This window comes from Streptomyces sp. NPDC086989 (genome assembly GCF_044745505.1).
Lineage (GTDB): Bacteria > Actinomycetota > Actinomycetes > Streptomycetales > Streptomycetaceae > Streptomyces.
Genome location: NZ_JBIVAL010000017.1, coordinates 1 through 17,442, shown reverse-complemented (window position 1 = coordinate 17,442; position 17,442 = coordinate 1). Strand labels below are relative to the sequence as shown.

Sequence of the window (17,442 nt, the reverse complement as noted above, 5' to 3'; positions counted from 1 at the left end):
CAAACGGTCCGCCTCCTGCACCTTCCCCGCAGGAGGCGGACCGCTGTGTTCCCAGCCGTTAGTGTGGGGCGCTGTCCAGCAGCCTCCGGGAGCACACCACCCCCGGACCCCCTCCCCGGACCGCGCGTCCGGGGGGAACCCCAGGCCGGAGGGCCAGTAGAGCGATGTCCCTGCACAGCCAGTCGACGGCCTCCCACCAGGCTGCCGCCACACCCGAGTTCCCCCGGCACGTCGTCACCGCGGTCCTCGTCGCCCACGACGGCGCCCGCTGGCTGCCGAAGACGCTCGCCGGCCTCCTCGGCCAGGAACGCCCCGCCCAGCGCCACATCGCCGCCGACACCGGCAGCGCCGACGACTCCGCACGCCTGCTCGGCGACGCACTGGGCGAGGACCGCGTCCTCCACCTCGCCCGCCGCACCGGCTTCGGCACCGCCGTCGACGAAGCAGCCCGCTCCGCCGGCACCCCGAGCCCCGAGGACCTCCCGTACCTCAAGCGCCCCAGCGGCTGGGACCCCGTCAGCCGCACGTGGCGCGACGACGCCTACGACCTCCCCGAACTCCCCCACGGCGAACCCGTCCAGTGGCTCTGGCTGCTCCACGACGACTGCGCACCCGAGCCCGACGCCCTCACCGAACTGCTCCGCGTCGCCGAGGAGAACCCCGACGCCGCCGTCATCGGCCCCAAACTGCGCGGCTGGTACGACAAGAAGCAGCTCCTCGAAGCCGGCGTCACCATCGCCCGCAGCGGCCGCCGCTGGACCGGCCTCGACCGCCGCGAACAGGACCAGGGCCAGCACGACCAGGTCCGCCCCGTCCTCTCCGTCTCCACCGCCGGCATGCTCGTACGCCGCGACGTGTACGACGCCCTCGGCGGCTTCGACCGCCGCCTGCCCCTCATGCGCGACGACGTCGACCTCTGCTGGCGCGCCCAGAGCGCCGGCCACACCGTCCTCGTCGCCCCCGACGCCGTCCTGCGCCACGCCGAGGCCTCCGCCCGCGAGCGCCGCACCGTCGACTGCGCCGGACGCACGAGCGCCAGCCCCCACCGCGTCGACAAGGCCGGCGCCGTCTACACGGTCCTCGTCAACAGCTCCGGCCGCGCCCTGCCGTACGTCCTGCTGCGCCTCCTCGTCGGCACCGTGCTGCGCACCCTCGCCTACCTCGTCGGCAAGGCCCCCGGCCAGGCCGTCGACGAGATCACCGGCCTCCTCGCCACCCTGCTGCGCCCCGGCCGGATCCTCGGCGCCCGCCGCAGACGCGGCCGCCCCGCCGTCCCCGCCAAGGAACTGCGCCCCCTCTTCCCGCCGCCCGGCGCGAGCCTGCGGGCCAACGCCGAACAGCTCGCGGGGTACTTCGGCACCGACCGCGTCAGCGACACGTCCCCCGTGGGACGGCACGGCGGCGCCGTCGAATCCGGCCCCGGCGGAGACGACGCCGACTACCTGGAGATCGAACAGTTCGCGCGCCTGAAGCGGATCGCGCGCAACCCCGCGCCCGTCCTCTTCGCCCTCCTCCTGCTCGTCTCCGTCATCGCCTGCCGCGCCCTGCTCGGCGGCGGCTCCCTGATGGGCGGCGCCCTGCTGCCCGCCCCCGACAGCGGACTCGCCCTCTGGCGCGGCTACACCGACGACTGGCAGCCCGTCGCCGCCGGCTCCACCGCCGGGGCGCCCCCCTACCTCGCCGTCCTCGGCGCCTTCTCCGCCCTCCTGTTCGGCTCCACCGGCGCCGCCCTGACCCTGCTGCTCGTCTGCTCGGTCCCGCTCGCCGGACTCACCGCCTACTTCGCCTCCCGGCCGCTGGTCGAATCCCGGCTGCTGCGCGCCTGGGCCGCCATCGCCTACGCCTTCCTGCCCGCCGTCACCGGCGCCCTCGCCGGCGGCCGCCTCGGCACCGCGGTCCTCGCCGCCCTGCTCCCGCTCATCGCCCGCTCCGCCGTCGCCGCCTTCGGGTTCGGCGCGGCCGACGGCGACCGGGCCGGCTGGCGCCCGGTGTGGACGTACACCCTCCTGATCACCCTGGCCGCCGCCTTCACCCCCGTCGTCTGGCCGCTCGGTGCCGTCCTCGGGACCGCCGCCCTCGTACTGCGCCGCGCCGAGTGGAAGACGTACGCCCCGCGGCTGCTCGCCACCCTCGCCGTCCCGCTCCTCGTGCTCGCCCCCTGGTCGCTGAGCCTGCTCACCCACCCCGGCCGGTTCCTGGACGAGGCCGGACTGCCGTACGGACCCGGCTCGGCCACCGCCCTGGACCTGCTCGGCATCAGCCCCGGCGGCCCCCGCACCGCCGGCGGCCTGCTGCTCGTCGGCATCGTCCTCGCCGCCCTGGCCGCCCTGCTGCGCGCCGAGCGGCAGTTCGCCGTCCGCACGGCCTGGGCCGCCGCCGTCACCGCGCTGCTGTTCGCCGTCGTCCTCAACCGCACCGGCTGGGCCGGGCCCGCCACGCTCGTCTACGGACTGGCCCTGCTCGCCGCAGCCGTCGTCGGCGCCGACGGGGCCAAGGAGCGGGTCGCCGCCAGCAGCTTCGGCTGGCGCCAGCCGCTCGCCGCGCTGATCGCGCTCGCCGCGGCCGCCGGGCCGCTGCTCGGCGCGGCCGGCTGGATGATCAGCGGTGCCGACGGCCCGCTGGAACGCCGCGACCCCGTCCAGGTCCCCGCCTTCGTCGCCGAGGAGAGCGGCACCCGCGACCAGGCCCGCACCCTCGTCCTCGGCGGCGCCTCGCCCGCCACCGTCTCCTACACCCTGGTCCGCGGCTCCGGCGGCCGCCTCGGCGACGCCGAGATCGCCGCCGAGGCCGGCAGCAGCCGCCAGCTCGACAAGGTCGTCTCCAGCCTCGTCGCCGGCTCCGGCGCGGACCAGACCGACCAGCTCAGCGGGTTCGCCATCCGCTACATCCTGGTCCGAGACAAGGCCCCGCAGCAGATGCGCAAGGTCCTCGACGCCACCCCCGGCCTCAGCCGCCTCAGCCAGCTCGACGGCAGCGCCCTGTGGCGGGTGGACCGTCAGGTCGCCCGCGCCACCATCGTCTCCGGCAAGCCCGGCGAGGCCCCCATCCCGGTCGCCTCCGGACCCGTGGAGGTGCACACCAAGATCCCGGCCGCCGAGGCGGGCGGCGCCGGCCGGGTGTTGCGCATCGCCGACCGCGCCGCCCCCGGCTGGCAGGCCACCCTCGACGGCAAGCCCCTCAAGCCCAAGACCCTCGACGGCTGGGCCCAGGGCTTCGAACTGCCCGCCTCGGGCGGCCGCCTCGACCTCGTCCACGACGACGCGCTGCTGCGCACCGCCTGGCACTGGGCGCAGGGCCTGCTCGCACTCGTCCTGCTCGTCATGGCCCTGCCCGGCCGCCGGGCCCGCCTCGACGACGACCTGCCGGAGGAGGAGACGGACGGCCCCGACCGGGCCGCCGCGGGCGAGGCCGGCGAGGGCCGCCGGGCCCGCCGGCTGCGCGCCGAGGCGCAGTCCCAGGCCGCCGCGCCGGCCGCCGCCGAGGAGGGCGCGGGCGCCGTCGCCGATCCGTACGCCGGGATCCCGGCCCAACCGGTCTACGGCGACGACGCGTACGCGTACCAGGCGTACGACGAACAGGGCTACCCGTACGAACAGCAGCAGCCCCAGCAGTCCCAGCAGTCCCCGCAGCCCCAGCAGCCGTACGTGCCGGCGCCCGCCCAGGCACCCGGGTACGAGCAGTACCCCTACCCGCAGCAGGGCTACGACGACCCGCAGTCGCACCCGCAGCAGCCCCAGCAGCCGCCGCAGCCGTACCCCTACCCGCCGTACGAGCAGCCCTACGAGCAGCAGTACGACACCTACGGACAGCACCAGCCGCGTCCGGACGGGAGCCCCCAGCAGTGAAGCAGCGCGCACCCCTGACGCTGGCGGCGGTGGCCGCGGCCCTGGCGGCCGTCACCGGCGTCGCCCACCTCACCGCCCCCGCCGCCCCGGCCGCCGACGCCAGGCCGGCGGCCGCGGCCCGGATGCCCGTGGAGCGCTCCGCGCTGGTGTGCCCGGCGCCCAGCTCCTCGGACATCGCGGAGACCACGTACACGGCGATCACGCCCGGTGCGGCCGGCGGCGGCAAGGGCACGGCCCGCCTCCTCGGCGCGACCAAGGAGGCCAAGCCGGTGCTGGAGCTGAAGGAGCGCGGCAAACCCGCCGGGGCCACCGCCAACGGCGCGGAGGCCCCCGCACTGACGGGTGTCGCCGACGGGACCCTGGCCCCCGGCTGGACGGCGCAGCAGACCACGAAGGTCGGGGTCGGCCGGGCGCGCGGCCTCCTCGGAGTCGGCTGCACGACGCCGGGCACCGACTTCTGGTTCCCCGGCGCGAGCACGGCCAAGGGGCGCGAGGACTACGTGCACCTCACCAATCCGGACGACACCGCGGCCGTGATCGACATCAAGATGTTCGGCCCGGACGGGCCGGTCAAGTCCGAGGGCGGCACCGGCGAGAACATCCGCATCGACCCCAAGTCCACGAAGGCGGTCTCGCTGGCCTCCCTCGCCCCCGGTGCCCAGCTCGCGGACGTCACCGCCCATGTGACCACCCGTGCGGGCCGGGTGGGAGCCTCCGTCCAGGTCGGTGAGGAGGGCGTGGGCGCCGACTGGCTGGCGGCCTCCGCCGATCCGGCGGGCTCGCTCGTGCTGCCCGGAATCCCGGCGGACGCCACCTCCGTACGGCTGGTGGCCTTCGCGCCGGGTGAGGAGGACGCGGACCTCACCGTCAAGCTGGCCGGCGCCAACGGCTCGATCACCCCGGCGGGCACCGAACAGCTGCACGTCAGGGGCGGTATGACGGCCAGTCTGGACCTCAAGGACGTGACCCGGGGCGAGGCGGGCTCGCTGGTGCTCGCCCCGGGGAAGGGCAAGAGGGCCGTGCCCGTGGTGGCGGCCCTGCGCGTCGTCCGCGGCAGCGGCGCCAAGCAGGAGCTGGGGTTCATCCCCGCGGCCGGACCGGTCGGGACGCGGGCCACCGTCGCCGACGCCCGCGCGGACGAGAACGCGACGGTGCTCTCGCTGACGGCGGCCGCCGGCACCGACGCCAAGGTCAAGGTGACGGCGTCGGCGGGCACGGAGGCCGGTGAACCGGCCTCGAAGGAGATCACCGTCAAGACGGGCACGACCCAGACGCTGGCGCTGGCCCCGGCCGGGGCCAAGGGCGCCTACGCACTCACGGTCGAGACCGTCTCCGGCGGCCCCGTGTACGCGTCACGCCTCCTGACCCTGCCCCACGAGGGCATCCCGATGTTCACGATCCAGGTGCTGTCGGACGACCACGCGATGGTCTCGGTCCCCAGGGCCACCGAGGACCTCACGGTCCTGACCGACTAGCCGCCGCCGGGCCCGCCGCCCACCCGCCGCCGGGGCCCGGCGGCGGGCCGACGGCCGTCAGTCCTGGCCGTACCGGGGGTCCACCGTCTCCGGGGACAGCCCCAGCAGCTCCGCCACCTGCTCCACCACGATCTCGTGCACCAGCAGCGCCCGTTCGTCCCGGCTCTTCGTCCGGATCTCCACCGGCCGCCGGAACACCACCACCCGCGCCGGCCGCCCCGCCCCCGTCGCCTCCGACAGCGCCCCGAGCGGCACCGCCTCGTCGTTCCAGCCGGCGTCCGGACCGCCCGGCGGTCCCGGCACGTCCGCGACGACGAACTCCACCTCCGCCAGCTGCGGCCACCGCCGCTCCAGCCGCTCGACGGAGTCCCGTACGAGGTCGCCGAACAGCTCCGCCCGGCTCGCCGACAGCGGCACCTGCGGCGGCGCCAGCGGCCCCCGCATGCCCCGCCCGTGCCGGTCGCGACGGCGCGGCCGGGGCTCGGCGGGAGGCTCGGCGGAGCGGGGCGGGCCGGGGGGCAGGGGGGTGTCCGTCACCCCCGCAGCGTAGCCCGCAGAGCCCCCGCGGCCCGGGCCTTTCGGGACCCGCCACGCCCCCCCGCAGGCACGACACGGGGGAGTGGCCTGCGGGAGAGTCGTCGCGGCCCGGTCAAGAGTGCGGTACCGTCCAACGTCGTGAGCCTTGTACGTCGCTGTTCGCGCACCGCGTGCGGCCGCCCTGCCGTCGCGACACTGACGTACGTCTACGCCGATTCGACCGCAGTTCTCGGCCCGCTCGCCACCTACGCCGAACCCCACTGTTACGACCTGTGCGCCGAGCACTCCGAGCGCCTGACCGCCCCGCGCGGCTGGGACGTCGTGCGCCTGACCGACGGCTCCGCGCCGTCCCGCCCCAGCGGCGACGACCTCGAAGCCCTGGCCAACGCCGTCCGTGAGGCGGCGCGCCCGCACGACCGCGCCGCCGAGGCCGGCGGAACCGGACAGGGCAGGGGCGGCGGCACCGGGGAGACGCGTCGCGGACACCTGCGCGTCCTGCGATCGCCCGATTCCTGACATTCCTCTCCCATCGGGACCCGCCTTCCGCGCAGGGTAGGGTCGGTGGCCCCGCACAGGACCATCAGGAAGGCAGTCAGCAGTGGCCGCAGATCTTTCGAACATCGTCAAGGCGTACGACGTACGTGGTGTCGTACCGGACGAGTGGGACGAGTCGCTGGCCGAGCTGTTCGGTGCCGCGTTCGTGGAGGTCACCGAGGCCACCGCGATAGTGGTGGGCCATGACATGCGGCCCTCCTCGCCCGCCCTGTCCGCCGCCTTCGCGCGCGGCGCCGCCGCCCGCGGCGTGGACGTCACCCTGATCGGCCTGTGCTCCACCGACCAGCTCTACTACGCCTCCGGCGTGCTGGACCTGCCCGGTGCGATGTTCACCGCCTCGCACAACCCGGCCCAGTACAACGGCATTAAGCTCTGCCGCGCCGGCGCCGCCCCGGTCGGCCAGGACACCGGCCTGTCGACCATCCGCGAGCTCGCCGAGAAGTGGTCCGACGAGGGCGCCCCCGCGATCGCGGCCGGCACCGTCCCCGGCACCGTCACCGAGCAGGACACCCTCGCCGGCTACGCCGCGCACCTGAAGTCCCTGGTCGACCTCGGCTCCATCCGCCCGCTGAAGGTGGTCGTGGACGCGGGCAACGGCATGGGCGGCCACACCGTCCCCACCGTGTTCGAGGGCCTGCCCCTGGAACTCGTGCCCATGTACTTCGAGCTCGACGGGACCTTCCCGAACCACGAGGCCAACCCGCTGGACCCGAAGAACCTCGTCGACCTCCAGGCCCGCGTGAAGGCCGAGGGCGCCGACCTCGGCCTCGCCTTCGACGGTGACGCGGACCGCTGCTTCGTCGTCGACGAGCGCGGCGAGGGCGTCTCCCCCTCCGCCGTGACCGCCCTGGTCGCCTCCCGCGAACTGGCCCGCAACGGCGGCACCGGCACGGTGATCCACAACCTGATCACCTCCTGGTCCGTCCCCGAGGTCGTCCGCGAGAACGGCGGCACCCCGGTGCGCACCCGGGTCGGCCACTCCTTCATCAAGGAGGAGATGGCGAAGACGGGTGCGATCTTCGGCGGCGAGCACTCGGCGCACTACTACTTCAAGGACTTCTGGAACGCGGACACCGGCATGCTCGCCGCGCTCCACGTCCTGGCGGCCCTCGGCGGCCAGGACGGCGCCCTCTCCGACCTCGTCGCCTCCTACGACCGCTACGTGGGCTCGGGCGAGATCAACTCCACCGTCGCCGACCAGGCCGACCGCGTCGCCGCGGTCAAGGCCGTGTACGGCCCGCTGGACGGCATCACCCTCGACGAGCTGGACGGCCTCACCGTCACCTCCGCCGACTGGTGGTTCAACCTGCGCGCCTCCAACACGGAGCCGCTGCTGCGCCTGAACGTCGAGGCCCGCGACGCCGCGCAGCTCGTCAAGATCCGCGACGAGGTCCTCGCCCTCGTCCGCGCCTGATGCGCCCGCCGGGCGGGAACACGCCGAACGTGCCTCCCGCCCGGCGCCGCACCGCGTCCGCGTCCGACGACGTCGGGCCGCACCGCAGGTGACTCGGCGGTACGCTGACCTCGCCCAATCCGCATGTTCGAAGGGAAGCGCCCCATGCCGCTCGAAGCCGGCCTTCTGGAGATCCTCGCCTGCCCCGCCTGCCACTCGCCCCTCAAGGACAAGTCGGCCGACGAGACGGCCCCCGAGCTGATCTGCACCGGCCGGGACTGCGGCCTCGCCTACCCGGTCCGCGACGGCATCCCGGTCCTCCTCGTCGACGAGGCCCGCCGCCCCGCCTGAGGTCCCGCCCCGCCCGAGCCCAGGCCGCCACGGCCCCGGGGCCCGGGCCCGCCCGCCCCGGGCCGCAGCCGCACAGGCAGCACAGGGGCGCCCGCCGCAGCGCCGGGCGCCCGAGCAACCGAGTCGCCCGCCCTTCTTCAACAGCCGGAGGCCGCCATGCTCGACGAGTCGCTCCTCGACGCACCGGACGCGCTCGCCCGCGCCGACCGCCGCGGCCTGCTCCGCGGAGCCGCCGAGGCCGGGGCCAGAGTCCGCACCGCAGCCCGGCACGCGACCGAGGCCGGCCTCGCCGACCTGCGCCCCGACGGCCGGCCCCGCGCCGTCCTCATCGCCGGGCCCGGCACCGCCGCCACCGGAGTCGCCGACCTGCTCGGAGCCCTCGCCGGAGCCTCGGCCCCCGTCACCCGCCTGCACCCCACCGGCGTCGCCCACGCCGCCGGAGCCCTGCGCTGGGCCCTGCCCGGCTGGGCCGGCCCCGTCGACCTGCTGCTCCTCGCCACCACCGACGGCACCGAACCCGGCCTCGCCGTCCTCGCCGAGCAGGCCTACCGGCGCGGCTGCACCGTCGTGGCCGTCGCGCCCGAGCGGTCCCCGCTGAGCGCGGCCGTGGACGGCGCGCACGGGCTCCTCGTACCGATGGCCAAGGCCCCGTACCAGGAGTACGACGAGTCCGCCGCGGCCGGCCCCGGCGCCCTGTGGGCCCTGCTGACCCCGCTGCTCGTGCTCCTCGACAGGGTCGGGCTGATCACCGCCGCCCCCGACACCCTCCAGCGCGTCGCCGACCGGCTCGACCGCACCGCCGAGCGCTGCGGACCGGCCATCGCCACGTACTCCAACCCGGCCAAGACCCTCGCCTCCGAGCTCGCCGGAGCCCTCCCGCTCATCTGGAGCGAAGGTGCCGGCGCAGGCCCGGCGGGCCGCCGCTTCGCCGCCACCCTCGCCGAGCTCGCCGGCTGCCCCGCGCTGGCCGCCGACCTCCCCGAGGCGCTGCCCGCCCACGGGGTCCTGCTCGCCGGCTCCCTCGCGGCCGGAGCCGATCCCGAGGACTTCTTCCGGGACCGGGTGGAGGAGCCCCAGGCCCTCCACGCCCACATCGTCCTGCTGCGCGACCGGCCCGCCGGCGGCCTCAGCGCCGCCCCCGCCGCGCGCGAGCTCGCCCTCAGCCACGACACGGCCGTCAGCGAGCTCGAACCCGAGGAGGGCAGCGAGCTGGAGCAGCTCGCCGAACTCCTCGCCGTCACCGACTTCGCCACCGCCTACCTCGCCCTGGCGACCAGGGGACACGGCTGAGGCACGCACCGTGCCCGGCCCCCACATCCAGAAAGACGACCGATGGACCGCCTGACGAACACCATTCGCCCCTACGCCTGGGGATCCACCACCGCGATCCCCGCCGTACTCGGGGTCGAGCCCACCGGGGAGCCCCAGGCCGAGATGTGGATGGGCGCCCACCCCGGCGCCCCGTCCCGCCTCGACCGCGGCGCCGGTGAAACCACCCTCGCGGACGTCATCGCCGCCGACCCCGAGCGCGAGCTCGGCCCGGCCGCCGTCGCCAAGTTCGGTCCCCGGCTGCCCTTCCTCCTCAAGCTCCTCGCGGCGGGTGTCCCGCTCTCCCTGCAGGTCCACCCCGACCTGGAGCAGGCGCAGGAGGGCTTCGCCGACGAGGAGCGCCGCGGCGTCCCGATCGACGCGGCCCACCGCAACTACAAGGACGCCAACCACAAGCCCGAGATGATCTGCGCGCTCACCCCCTTCGACGGCCTGTGCGGGTTCCGCGCGCCGCTGGAGGCCGCCGAGCTGCTCGCGGGCCTCGGGGTGGACTCCCTCAAGCCGTACGTCGACCTGCTGCGGGCCCATCCCGAGGAGGCGGCCCTGCGCGAGATGCTCACCGCCGTACTGACCGCCGACCGGGCCGAGATGGCCCGTACGGTCGCCGAGGCCGGCGCCGCCATCGAGCGCCTCGGGGGCCCGTACGCGCCGTACGCCTCGCTCGTCCACCACTTCCCGGGCGACCCGGGCGTGATCGCGGCCCTGCTCCTCAACCACGTCCGCCTCCAGCCCGGCGAGGCCATGTTCCTCGGCGCCGGCGTCCCGCACGCCTACCTCGACGGCCTCGGCGTGGAACTGCTGGCCAACTCCGACAACGTGCTGCGGGCCGGACTCACCCCCAAGCACGTGGACGTGCCCGAGCTCCTGAAGGTCGTGCGGTTCGAGGCCGGTGACCCGGCCGTGCAGCGCCCCGAGGGCAACGGCGAGGAGGTGTACGAGACCCCCATCGACGAGTTCCGGCTCTCCCGCTTCGTCCTGGCCCCCGGCGCCGCCGCCCACCCCCTCCCGGACACCGCCCCGCAGATCCTGCTGTGCACGGCGGGCCACCCCCAGGCGGGCGAAGTGACGCTGTCCCCCGGGGAGTCGGTCTTCGTCCCCGCGGGCGAAAAGGTCGAACTGTCCGGTACCGGTACCATCTTCCGGGCCACCGTCACCGTCTGACGCGGCGTCCGCGGCCACGGCTGCAACAATGTGCCGCCGTAGCGCGGCGCCCCCGCAGGGGCCGCCGTACCGAGGAAGGGACTTCGAAAACCCATGAGCGCGTCGGGCGGTACCAGGGCGATCGTGGCGGCACTCGCCGCCAACCTCGCCATCGCTGTAGCCAAGTTCGTGGCCTTCGTCTTCAGCGGCTCGTCGTCGATGCTCGCGGAAAGCGTCCACTCGCTGGCCGACTCCGGCAACCAGGGGCTCCTGCTCCTCGGCGGAAAGAAGGCCCAGCGCGAGGCGACGCCGCAGCACCCCTTCGGATACGGGCGCGAACGCTACATCTACGCCTTCCTCGTCTCCATCGTCCTCTTCACCGTCGGTGGCATGTTCGCCATCTACGAGGGCGTCGAGAAGATCCAGCACCCGCACCCCATCGAGGACTGGTACTGGCCGATCGGCGTGCTCCTCTTCGCGATCGTCGCCGAGGGGTTCTCCTTCAAGACGGCGATCAGGGAGTCGAACGAGATCCGCGGCGCGCTGTCGTGGAGCCAGTTCATCAAGCGCGCCAAGGCCCCCGAACTGCCGGTCGTCCTGCTGGAGGACTTCGGCGCGCTCGTCGGCCTGGTCCTGGCCCTCGGCGGCGTCGGCCTCGCCCTCGCCACCGGCGACGGCGTCTGGGACGGCATCGGCACCCTCTGCATCGGCACCCTGCTGATCCTCATCGCGATCGTGCTGGCCGCCGAGACCAAGTCCCTGCTGCTCGGCGAGGCCGCGGGCGCGGAGGACGTCGAGAAGATCAAGGCCGCGCTCGTCGACGGGGACGTCGTCACCCGCGTGATCCACATGCGCACCCTCCACCTCGGCCCGGAGGAGCTCCTGGTCGCCGCCAAGATCGCCGTCCAGCACGACGACACGGCCACCGAGATCGCCGACGCCATCAATGCCGCCGAGGCGCGGATCCGCGCGGCGGTCCCGATCGCCCGCGTGATCTACCTGGAGCCGGACATCTACCACGCGGAAGCCGCCGCGAAGGGCTGACCGCACCCCCGTTCCGTCCGAAGGCCCCCGCAGCGCAACCGCGCCGCGGGGGCCTTCGCACGACCGACAGGGGCCGGCGGGCCGTACAGGGGCCGGCCGGTGCTACCAGGTGACCGCCGACACCTGCCCGAACTGCTGGAACCGCCTCCTGCGCCGCGCCCGCCCGCGCACCACCAGAGCCGCGACCCCCAGCCCGCCGCCGGCGAGCAACAGGGCGATCCCCACCAGGCCCGCCGCGCCGGCCGCCAGGAAACCCACCGGCGCCGCTACGGCCCGCCCCCGTACCGCGGAGACCGGCAGGGTCCCGTCGTGGTCGGAGAGCCGCACGTGCGAGTCGGGCGAGTTGCCGCGGTTGTCGCCCAGCACGAACATCCGCCCCTCGGGCACGACCACGTCGAAGGGGCCGGTCGCCGGGGTGGCCCGGTCCTTCAGGTACGGCTCCTCCAGCGGCACGCCGTTGAGCAGCAACGTGGCATCGCCCGCCCGGTAGGAGATCCGGTCGCCGCCGAGGGCCACCACCCGCTTCAGGACGTCTCCCTGCGCAACCCGGGACGGAGCCGAGATCAGGGCGATGTCCCCGCGCCGGATCCCGCCCCCGCCGCCGAGCGTGAAGTAGGCCGTGTCCCCGCGCCGGTACGTCGGGGCCATCGCATCGCCCGGCACGGAACGGGAGGTGTACCCGTCCTCGACCAGGACGGCGCCCGCCACCGTCACCCCGAGGGCCAGCACCCCGCCGAGCGCCAGCAGCGCGATCGCCCCGATCCCGAGTCTTCGCCCCGGCGTGCTCTCCATGTACGTGTCCCTCCCGAACGGCAGTGCGTGCGCGGGAGATCGTAAAGCCTGCCCGGTCCCGCCCTGCACGGCCGGGACCGCCGGGGCGTCCGCGGGCCCGAGGGGCCTTCGCGCGACCGTCCGCGCAGGCGTTCACGTGGCGACTTCTTTCCCCCGGCGGCTGGGGCGCGCTCCGCCGACCGGTGTAGATTCGTCACAGTGTCAGGCGTCGCTGCTGATGGCGGTCGGGCGGTCCTCGGGACCGGCCGAGGGGAGAGAGGGCCCCCGACGGACTGAGTGCCCGGTGCACCGTCCCACAGGCGATGCGCGGCTCAGCCGTACCCACCTTCTCGACCCATGAGGAGCAGCACCCATGGACTTCAAGGTCGCCGACCTTTCCCTTGCCGCCTTCGGCCGCAAGGAGATCACCCTCGCCGAGCACGAGATGCCCGGCCTGATGTCGATCCGCCGCGAGTACGCCGCGGCCCAGCCGCTGGCCGGCGCCCGCATCACCGGCTCCCTCCACATGACCGTGCAGACGGCCGTGCTGATCGAGACGCTGGTCGCCCTCGGCGCCGAGGTCCGCTGGGCCTCCTGCAACATCTTCTCCACCCAGGACCACGCGGCCGCCGCCATCGCCGTGGGCCCGAACGGCACCCCGGAGAACCCGCAGGGCGTCCCCGTCTTCGCCTGGAAGGGCGAGACGCTGGAGGAGTACTGGTGGTGCACGGAGCAGGCGCTGACCTGGCCGAACACCCCCACCGGCGGCCCGAACATGATCCTCGACGACGGTGGTGACGCCACCCTCCTCGTCCACAAGGGCGTCGAGTTCGAGAAGGTCGGCTCCGCCCCGGACCCGTCCACCGCGGACTCCGAGGAGTACGGCCACATCCTCACCCTGCTGAACCGCACCCTCGGCGAGAGCCCGCAGAAGTGGACGCAGCTCGCGTCCGAGATCCGCGGCGTCACCGAGGAGACCACCACCGGTGTCCACCGCCTGTACGAGATGATGGACGAGGGCACGCTGCTCTTCCCGGCCATCAACGTGAACGACGCCGTCACCAAGTCGAAGTTCGACAACAAGTACGGCTGCCGCCACTCCCTCATCGACGGCATCAACCGCGCCACCGACGTCCTCATCGGCGGCAAGGTCGCGGTCGTCTGCGGCTACGGGGACGTCGGCAAGGGCTGCGCCGAGTCGCTGCGCGGCCAGGGCGCCCGCGTCATCGTCACCGAGATCGACCCGATCTGCGCGCTCCAGGCGGCCATGGACGGCTACCAGGTCGCGACGCTGGACGACGTCGTCGAGACGGCCGACATCTTCATCACGACCACGGGCAACAAGGACATCATCATGGCCGCCGACATGGCCAAGATGAAGCACCAGGCGATCGTCGGGAACATCGGCCACTTCGACAACGAGATCGACATGGCCGGCCTGGCCAAGGTCGACGGCATCGTCAAGGACGAGGTCAAGCCGCAGGTCCACACCTGGACGTTCCCCGACGGCAAGGTCCTGATCGTGCTCTCCGAGGGCCGCCTGCTGAACCTGGGCAACGCGACGGGCCACCCGTCCTTCGTGATGTCGAACTCCTTCGCGGACCAGACCCTGGCCCAGATCGAGCTCTTCACCAAGCCGCAGGAGTACCCGACCGACGTCTACGTGCTGCCCAAGCACCTCGACGAGAAGGTCGCCCGCCTCCACCTGGACGCCCTCGGCGTCAAGCTCACGACGCTCCGTCCGGAGCAGGCCGACTACATCGGCGTCAAGGTCGAGGGCCCGTACAAGCCGGACCACTACCGCTACTGATCCGCCACCGCTCCCCAGCGGCAGCGGCAGCAGCACCAGCACGTCCCGCAGGCCCCCGGCGCGAAGCCGGGGGCCTGTCCCGTACCGAGGCAAGGACCGACACGATGCCCCGCGGCCGCTACTCGCTCCACGACCCGCACGACCACGCCCCGCTGGGCGAGGAGCACTTCCACTGCGCCCCGGGCCCCTCCGGCTGGCGCTACGTCTCCCAGCTCACCGGCCCCGACGGCGACCACCGCGGCTCCGTCGACCTGGCGATCGACGAACTCGGCCGTCCCATCCGCCTCGAACTCAACGCGTCGAGCTGGCAGGTCCGCGGCGCCGCCATCGACGGCGTCACCTGGGTGCGCTCCGACCCCGCCGGCACCGAGGCCACCGAGGGCAACGTCCCCGCCGCCGGCTTCACCGGCACCTCGCCGGCCTTCCTCGTCGCGACGGCCCGCCTGCTGCGCCTGACCCCGGGTGCCCCCGCGACCCGGGTCCGGCTCGTCGCCCTCACCGACCCGGTGCTGGCCCCCCGCACGGTCGACCAGGCCTGGGCCCTGCTCGGGCGCGCCGAGCACGCGACGGACAGCGGCCCCCTCGTGGTGGACGAGTACCAGGTCACCGCCCTGGACACGGGCGAGGTCCACGCCGTCCACCTGGCGGGCGACGTGGTGCTCGCGGCGCCCGGCATCGAGCTGGAGCACCTGGAGACCCCGCCCTCGACGTTCCCCGAGGACTGACGTTCCCCGAGGACTGACGTCCGCCGGCTCCCACGCGTCCGCGCCGTGCGGGCCGGGCGATCACGCCGGGGGCGCGAAGCCCGTCGCGGGGGGCGGCGGCGCGGGGGTCCCGGGCGCGGGCGCCACCACCGGGGCCACCACCGGCGCGGGCACGGCGCCCGCCACCGGGACCGGCCGGGGTACGGACGTCCCGGCCGACGGCCCGTACGCCCCCGGAGCCGGTTGTCCCCACGCGGCGGGCATCCCCGCGGGCATCGCGGGCGCCCCGGGACCGGGCCCGAAGGCACGGGCCGCATCCCGGGACTGCCGCTCGTGCACCACCGCCATCAGGAACGCGGCGGCCGGCACCCCCACCGGCGGCGGCGCCCCCGTACGCGCCACCAGGTCGTCCGCGAGCCGCGCCGCCATCTGGGCGCCCACCTGCGGGTCCAGCTGGCCCATCCGCGTCAGGTACTGCCGTATCGCCAGCCACAGCCCGTCCGGTACGGCCGACAGGTCCAGCCCGGAGAACCGTCCGGCCAGCCACGGCGGCGGAGCGGGCACCGGCATCACCCGCGCCCCCGGCACCCGCTCCCGGACGACCAGCGCCCCCGCGAACACGTCCCCGAGCCGCCGCCCCCGCGCCGACACCAGCGACGCGATGCAGGCCAGGGCCCCGAAGGTCATCAGCAGCTCCACGACCCCCATCGCCCCGCGCACCAGCGCGTGCCGGAACCGGATCGGCCCGCCGTCGTCGCGCACCACCCGCAGCCCGCACGCCAGCTTGCCGAGGGAACGCCCGTGGGACAGCGTCTCCACCGCGATCGGCACGCCGACCAGCACCAGCACGAAGCCCGCCACCGACACCGCGGCCTGCGCGGCGGGATCCAGCGAGGCGGTCGCGACGGTCAGCGCGATCGAGACGATCAGGTACCCGGTGACGTACACGAGCAGGTCGAGGAAGATCGCCAGTGCCCGGCTCGGCAACCTCGCCGGCCGCAAACCCAGGACGACCGCGTCCCCCGTCACCAGATCGCTCACCCTGCACACCTTTCCCGTGACCGGACCCGCCCCTCGATCCCCCAGTCTGCCAAGCTGACCACGACAGGGGTAAGCAGAAGCAGGGTCCTGGGGCAGGGGAGCGGTAACCGGATGGATCTCGACGTCTTCGTCACGGCCCACCGGGCGGAATGGGACCGCCTGGAACAGCTGCTCGGCCGGGGCCGCCGGCTGACCGGCGCCGAGGCGGACGAGCTGGTCGCGCTGTACCAGCGGACGTCCACGCATCTCTCGCTGATCCAGTCCAGCGCCCCCGACCCCACGCTCACGGGCCGGCTGACCCAGCTCGTCGCCCGCGCCCGCGCCACCGTGACGGGTGCCCGCCGGGCCGGCTGGCGTGACGCTGCCCGCTTCTTCACCGCCGGGTTCCCGGCGGCCGTCTACCGCAGCCGCCGCTGGTGGATACCGACGGCGCTGCTCTCCACGGCCGTCGGCGTCCTCATCGGCTGGTGGATAGCCACGCACCCCGAGGTCCAGGGCGTCATCGCCGCTCCGGACGACCTGAAGGCGCTCACGAAGCCGGGCGGCGGGTACGAGACGTACTACTCCAGCAACCCGGCGGGTTCGTTCGCCGCCCAGGTGTGGACGAACAACGCCCAGGCGGCCGCGATCTGCCTGGTCCTGGGCGCGTTCCTCGGGATACCGGTGCTCTGGATCCTCTTCCTGAACATGCTCAACCTCGGCGTCGGCATCGGCCTGATGGCCTCCGCGGGCCGCCTCGACGTCTTCCTCGGCCTGATCCTGCCGCACGGCCTGCTCGAACTGACCGCGGTGTTCGTGGCCGCGGGCACCGGCCTGCGCCTCGGCTGGACCGTCGTCGACCCGGGTCCCCGCACCCGCCGCGCCGCCCTCGCCGAACAGGGCCGCGCCGCGCTGGGCATGGCGATCGGCCTGGCCGTGGTCCTGTTCGTCTCGGGCCTCATCGAGGGCTTCGTGACCCCGTCCGGCCTCCCGACCTGGGCCCGGATCACGATCGGTGTCGCCGCCGAGGCCCTGTTCCTGACGTACGTCTACGTGCTCGGCGGGAGGGCGGCACGGGCCGGCGAGGTGGGCGACGTGGAGGCCGCCGACCAGGCAGCCACCCTGCCGACCGCCGCCTGATGTGCGGATGACCCCGCTGAGCTGCTAGTCTCCTCGTCGTCCCGCAGCGACTGTTGACACGGCCGCCGTGGGGAGGTAGATTTCAACGGTTGCCTCGGACTGGACAAGCCCGACGGCGGTAGTTGAAGATCCTTCTCGCCCCCAATGAATTGAATTCCACTGGGGCACAGTCGACTCCTCATCCAGGAATCCGAAGCCGGGAAATCCGGTGGAAAACTTCTGATAGAGTCGGCATCGCCGGAAAGGGAAACGCGAAAGCGAGGACCTGGAAAGCGAAACCCGCTTCGACCGGGAATCGGACACGAAAGAGTCTGATAGAGTCGGAAAC

The 17,442-nt window shown here is 74.2% G+C and carries 14 protein-coding genes; 11 read left to right on the top strand and 3 right to left on the bottom strand.

From position 1 onward, the window contains the following. Nucleotides 1-164: 164 nt before the first annotated feature. A complete protein-coding gene (locus ACIPK4_RS32515) occupies nt 165-3,845 on the top strand; it encodes a glycosyltransferase family 2 protein (RefSeq protein WP_402319438.1) in 3,681 nt (1,226 codons plus the stop codon). Then, nucleotides 3,842-5,320: a DUF5719 family protein gene (locus ACIPK4_RS32510; protein WP_402319435.1), complete on the top strand. Its 1,479-nt coding sequence runs from the start codon at nt 3,842-3,844 to the stop codon at nt 5,318-5,320. Before ACIPK4_RS32515 ends, ACIPK4_RS32510 begins: the two co-directional genes overlap by 4 nt. A 57-nt stretch (nt 5,321-5,377) precedes the next feature. On the opposite strand, the gene ACIPK4_RS32505 is transcribed toward ACIPK4_RS32510, so the two are convergent. Next, nucleotides 5,378-5,857 (bottom strand): metallopeptidase family protein, encoded by a 480-nt coding sequence (locus ACIPK4_RS32505; RefSeq protein WP_082410338.1) that lies wholly within the window; start codon nt 5,855-5,857, stop codon nt 5,378-5,380. Nucleotides 5,858-5,944: 87 nt separating this feature from the next. Between ACIPK4_RS32505 and ACIPK4_RS32500 the strand changes: the two genes are divergently transcribed. The 6 genes from ACIPK4_RS32500 (at nt 5,945) to ACIPK4_RS32475 (ending at nt 11,669) form a co-directional block, all read left to right on the top strand. Next, on the top strand, nt 5,945-6,373 hold the full coding sequence (locus tag ACIPK4_RS32500; protein ID WP_082410342.1) for a DUF3499 domain-containing protein: 429 nt from the start codon (nt 5,945-5,947) through the stop codon (nt 6,371-6,373). Between the two features lie 82 nt (nt 6,374-6,455). Next, a complete protein-coding gene (locus ACIPK4_RS32495; protein ID WP_385192723.1) occupies nt 6,456-7,826 on the top strand; it encodes a phosphomannomutase/phosphoglucomutase in 1,371 nt (456 codons plus the stop codon). A 144-nt stretch (nt 7,827-7,970) separates the two neighbouring features. Then, nucleotides 7,971-8,156: a Trm112 family protein gene (locus ACIPK4_RS32490; protein ID WP_402319431.1), complete on the top strand. Its 186-nt coding sequence runs from the start codon at nt 7,971-7,973 to the stop codon at nt 8,154-8,156. Between the two features lie 156 nt (nt 8,157-8,312). Next, nucleotides 8,313-9,446 carry an SIS domain-containing protein gene (locus ACIPK4_RS32485; protein WP_402319428.1) on the top strand — a complete coding sequence of 378 codons (1,134 nt, stop codon included), beginning with the start codon at nt 8,313-8,315 and terminating at the stop codon, nt 9,444-9,446. Nucleotides 9,447-9,488: 42 nt separating this feature from the next. Beyond that, nucleotides 9,489-10,646, top strand: a complete 1,158-nt coding sequence (gene manA, locus ACIPK4_RS32480; protein WP_402319426.1) for a mannose-6-phosphate isomerase, class I — start codon at nt 9,489-9,491, stop codon at nt 10,644-10,646. A 93-nt stretch (nt 10,647-10,739) separates the two neighbouring features. Continuing rightward, on the top strand, nt 10,740-11,669 hold the full coding sequence (locus ACIPK4_RS32475) for a cation diffusion facilitator family transporter (protein WP_402319423.1): 930 nt from the start codon (nt 10,740-10,742) through the stop codon (nt 11,667-11,669). A gap of 102 nt (nt 11,670-11,771) precedes the next feature. On the opposite strand, the gene lepB is transcribed toward ACIPK4_RS32475, so the two are convergent. Further along, nucleotides 11,772-12,461: a signal peptidase I gene (gene lepB / locus ACIPK4_RS32470; protein WP_402319421.1), complete on the bottom strand. Its 690-nt coding sequence runs from the start codon at nt 12,459-12,461 to the stop codon at nt 11,772-11,774. 352 nt (nt 12,462-12,813) lie between these two features. Between lepB and ahcY the strand changes: the two genes are divergently transcribed. Both ahcY and ACIPK4_RS32460 read left to right on the top strand, forming a co-directional pair. Then, nucleotides 12,814-14,250 carry an adenosylhomocysteinase gene (gene ahcY / locus ACIPK4_RS32465; RefSeq protein ID WP_402319418.1) on the top strand — a complete coding sequence of 479 codons (1,437 nt, stop codon included), beginning with the start codon at nt 12,814-12,816 and terminating at the stop codon, nt 14,248-14,250. Between the two features lie 104 nt (nt 14,251-14,354). Further along, complete coding sequence (locus ACIPK4_RS32460; protein WP_402319415.1) at nt 14,355-14,975, top strand: hypothetical protein; 621 nt, start codon at nt 14,355-14,357, stop codon at nt 14,973-14,975. 60 nt (nt 14,976-15,035) lie between these two features. Here ACIPK4_RS32460 and ACIPK4_RS32455 read toward each other — a convergent pair whose 3' ends face one another. Beyond that, on the bottom strand, nt 15,036-15,995 hold the full coding sequence (locus tag ACIPK4_RS32455) for an RDD family protein (protein ID WP_402319413.1): 960 nt from the start codon (nt 15,993-15,995) through the stop codon (nt 15,036-15,038). A gap of 111 nt (nt 15,996-16,106) precedes the next feature. Between ACIPK4_RS32455 and ACIPK4_RS32450 the strand changes: the two genes are divergently transcribed. Next, entirely contained in the window at nt 16,107-17,114 is a 1,008-nt protein-coding gene (locus ACIPK4_RS32450) for a stage II sporulation protein M (protein ID WP_402319410.1), read from the top strand. Nucleotides 17,115-17,442 lie beyond the last annotated feature (328 nt).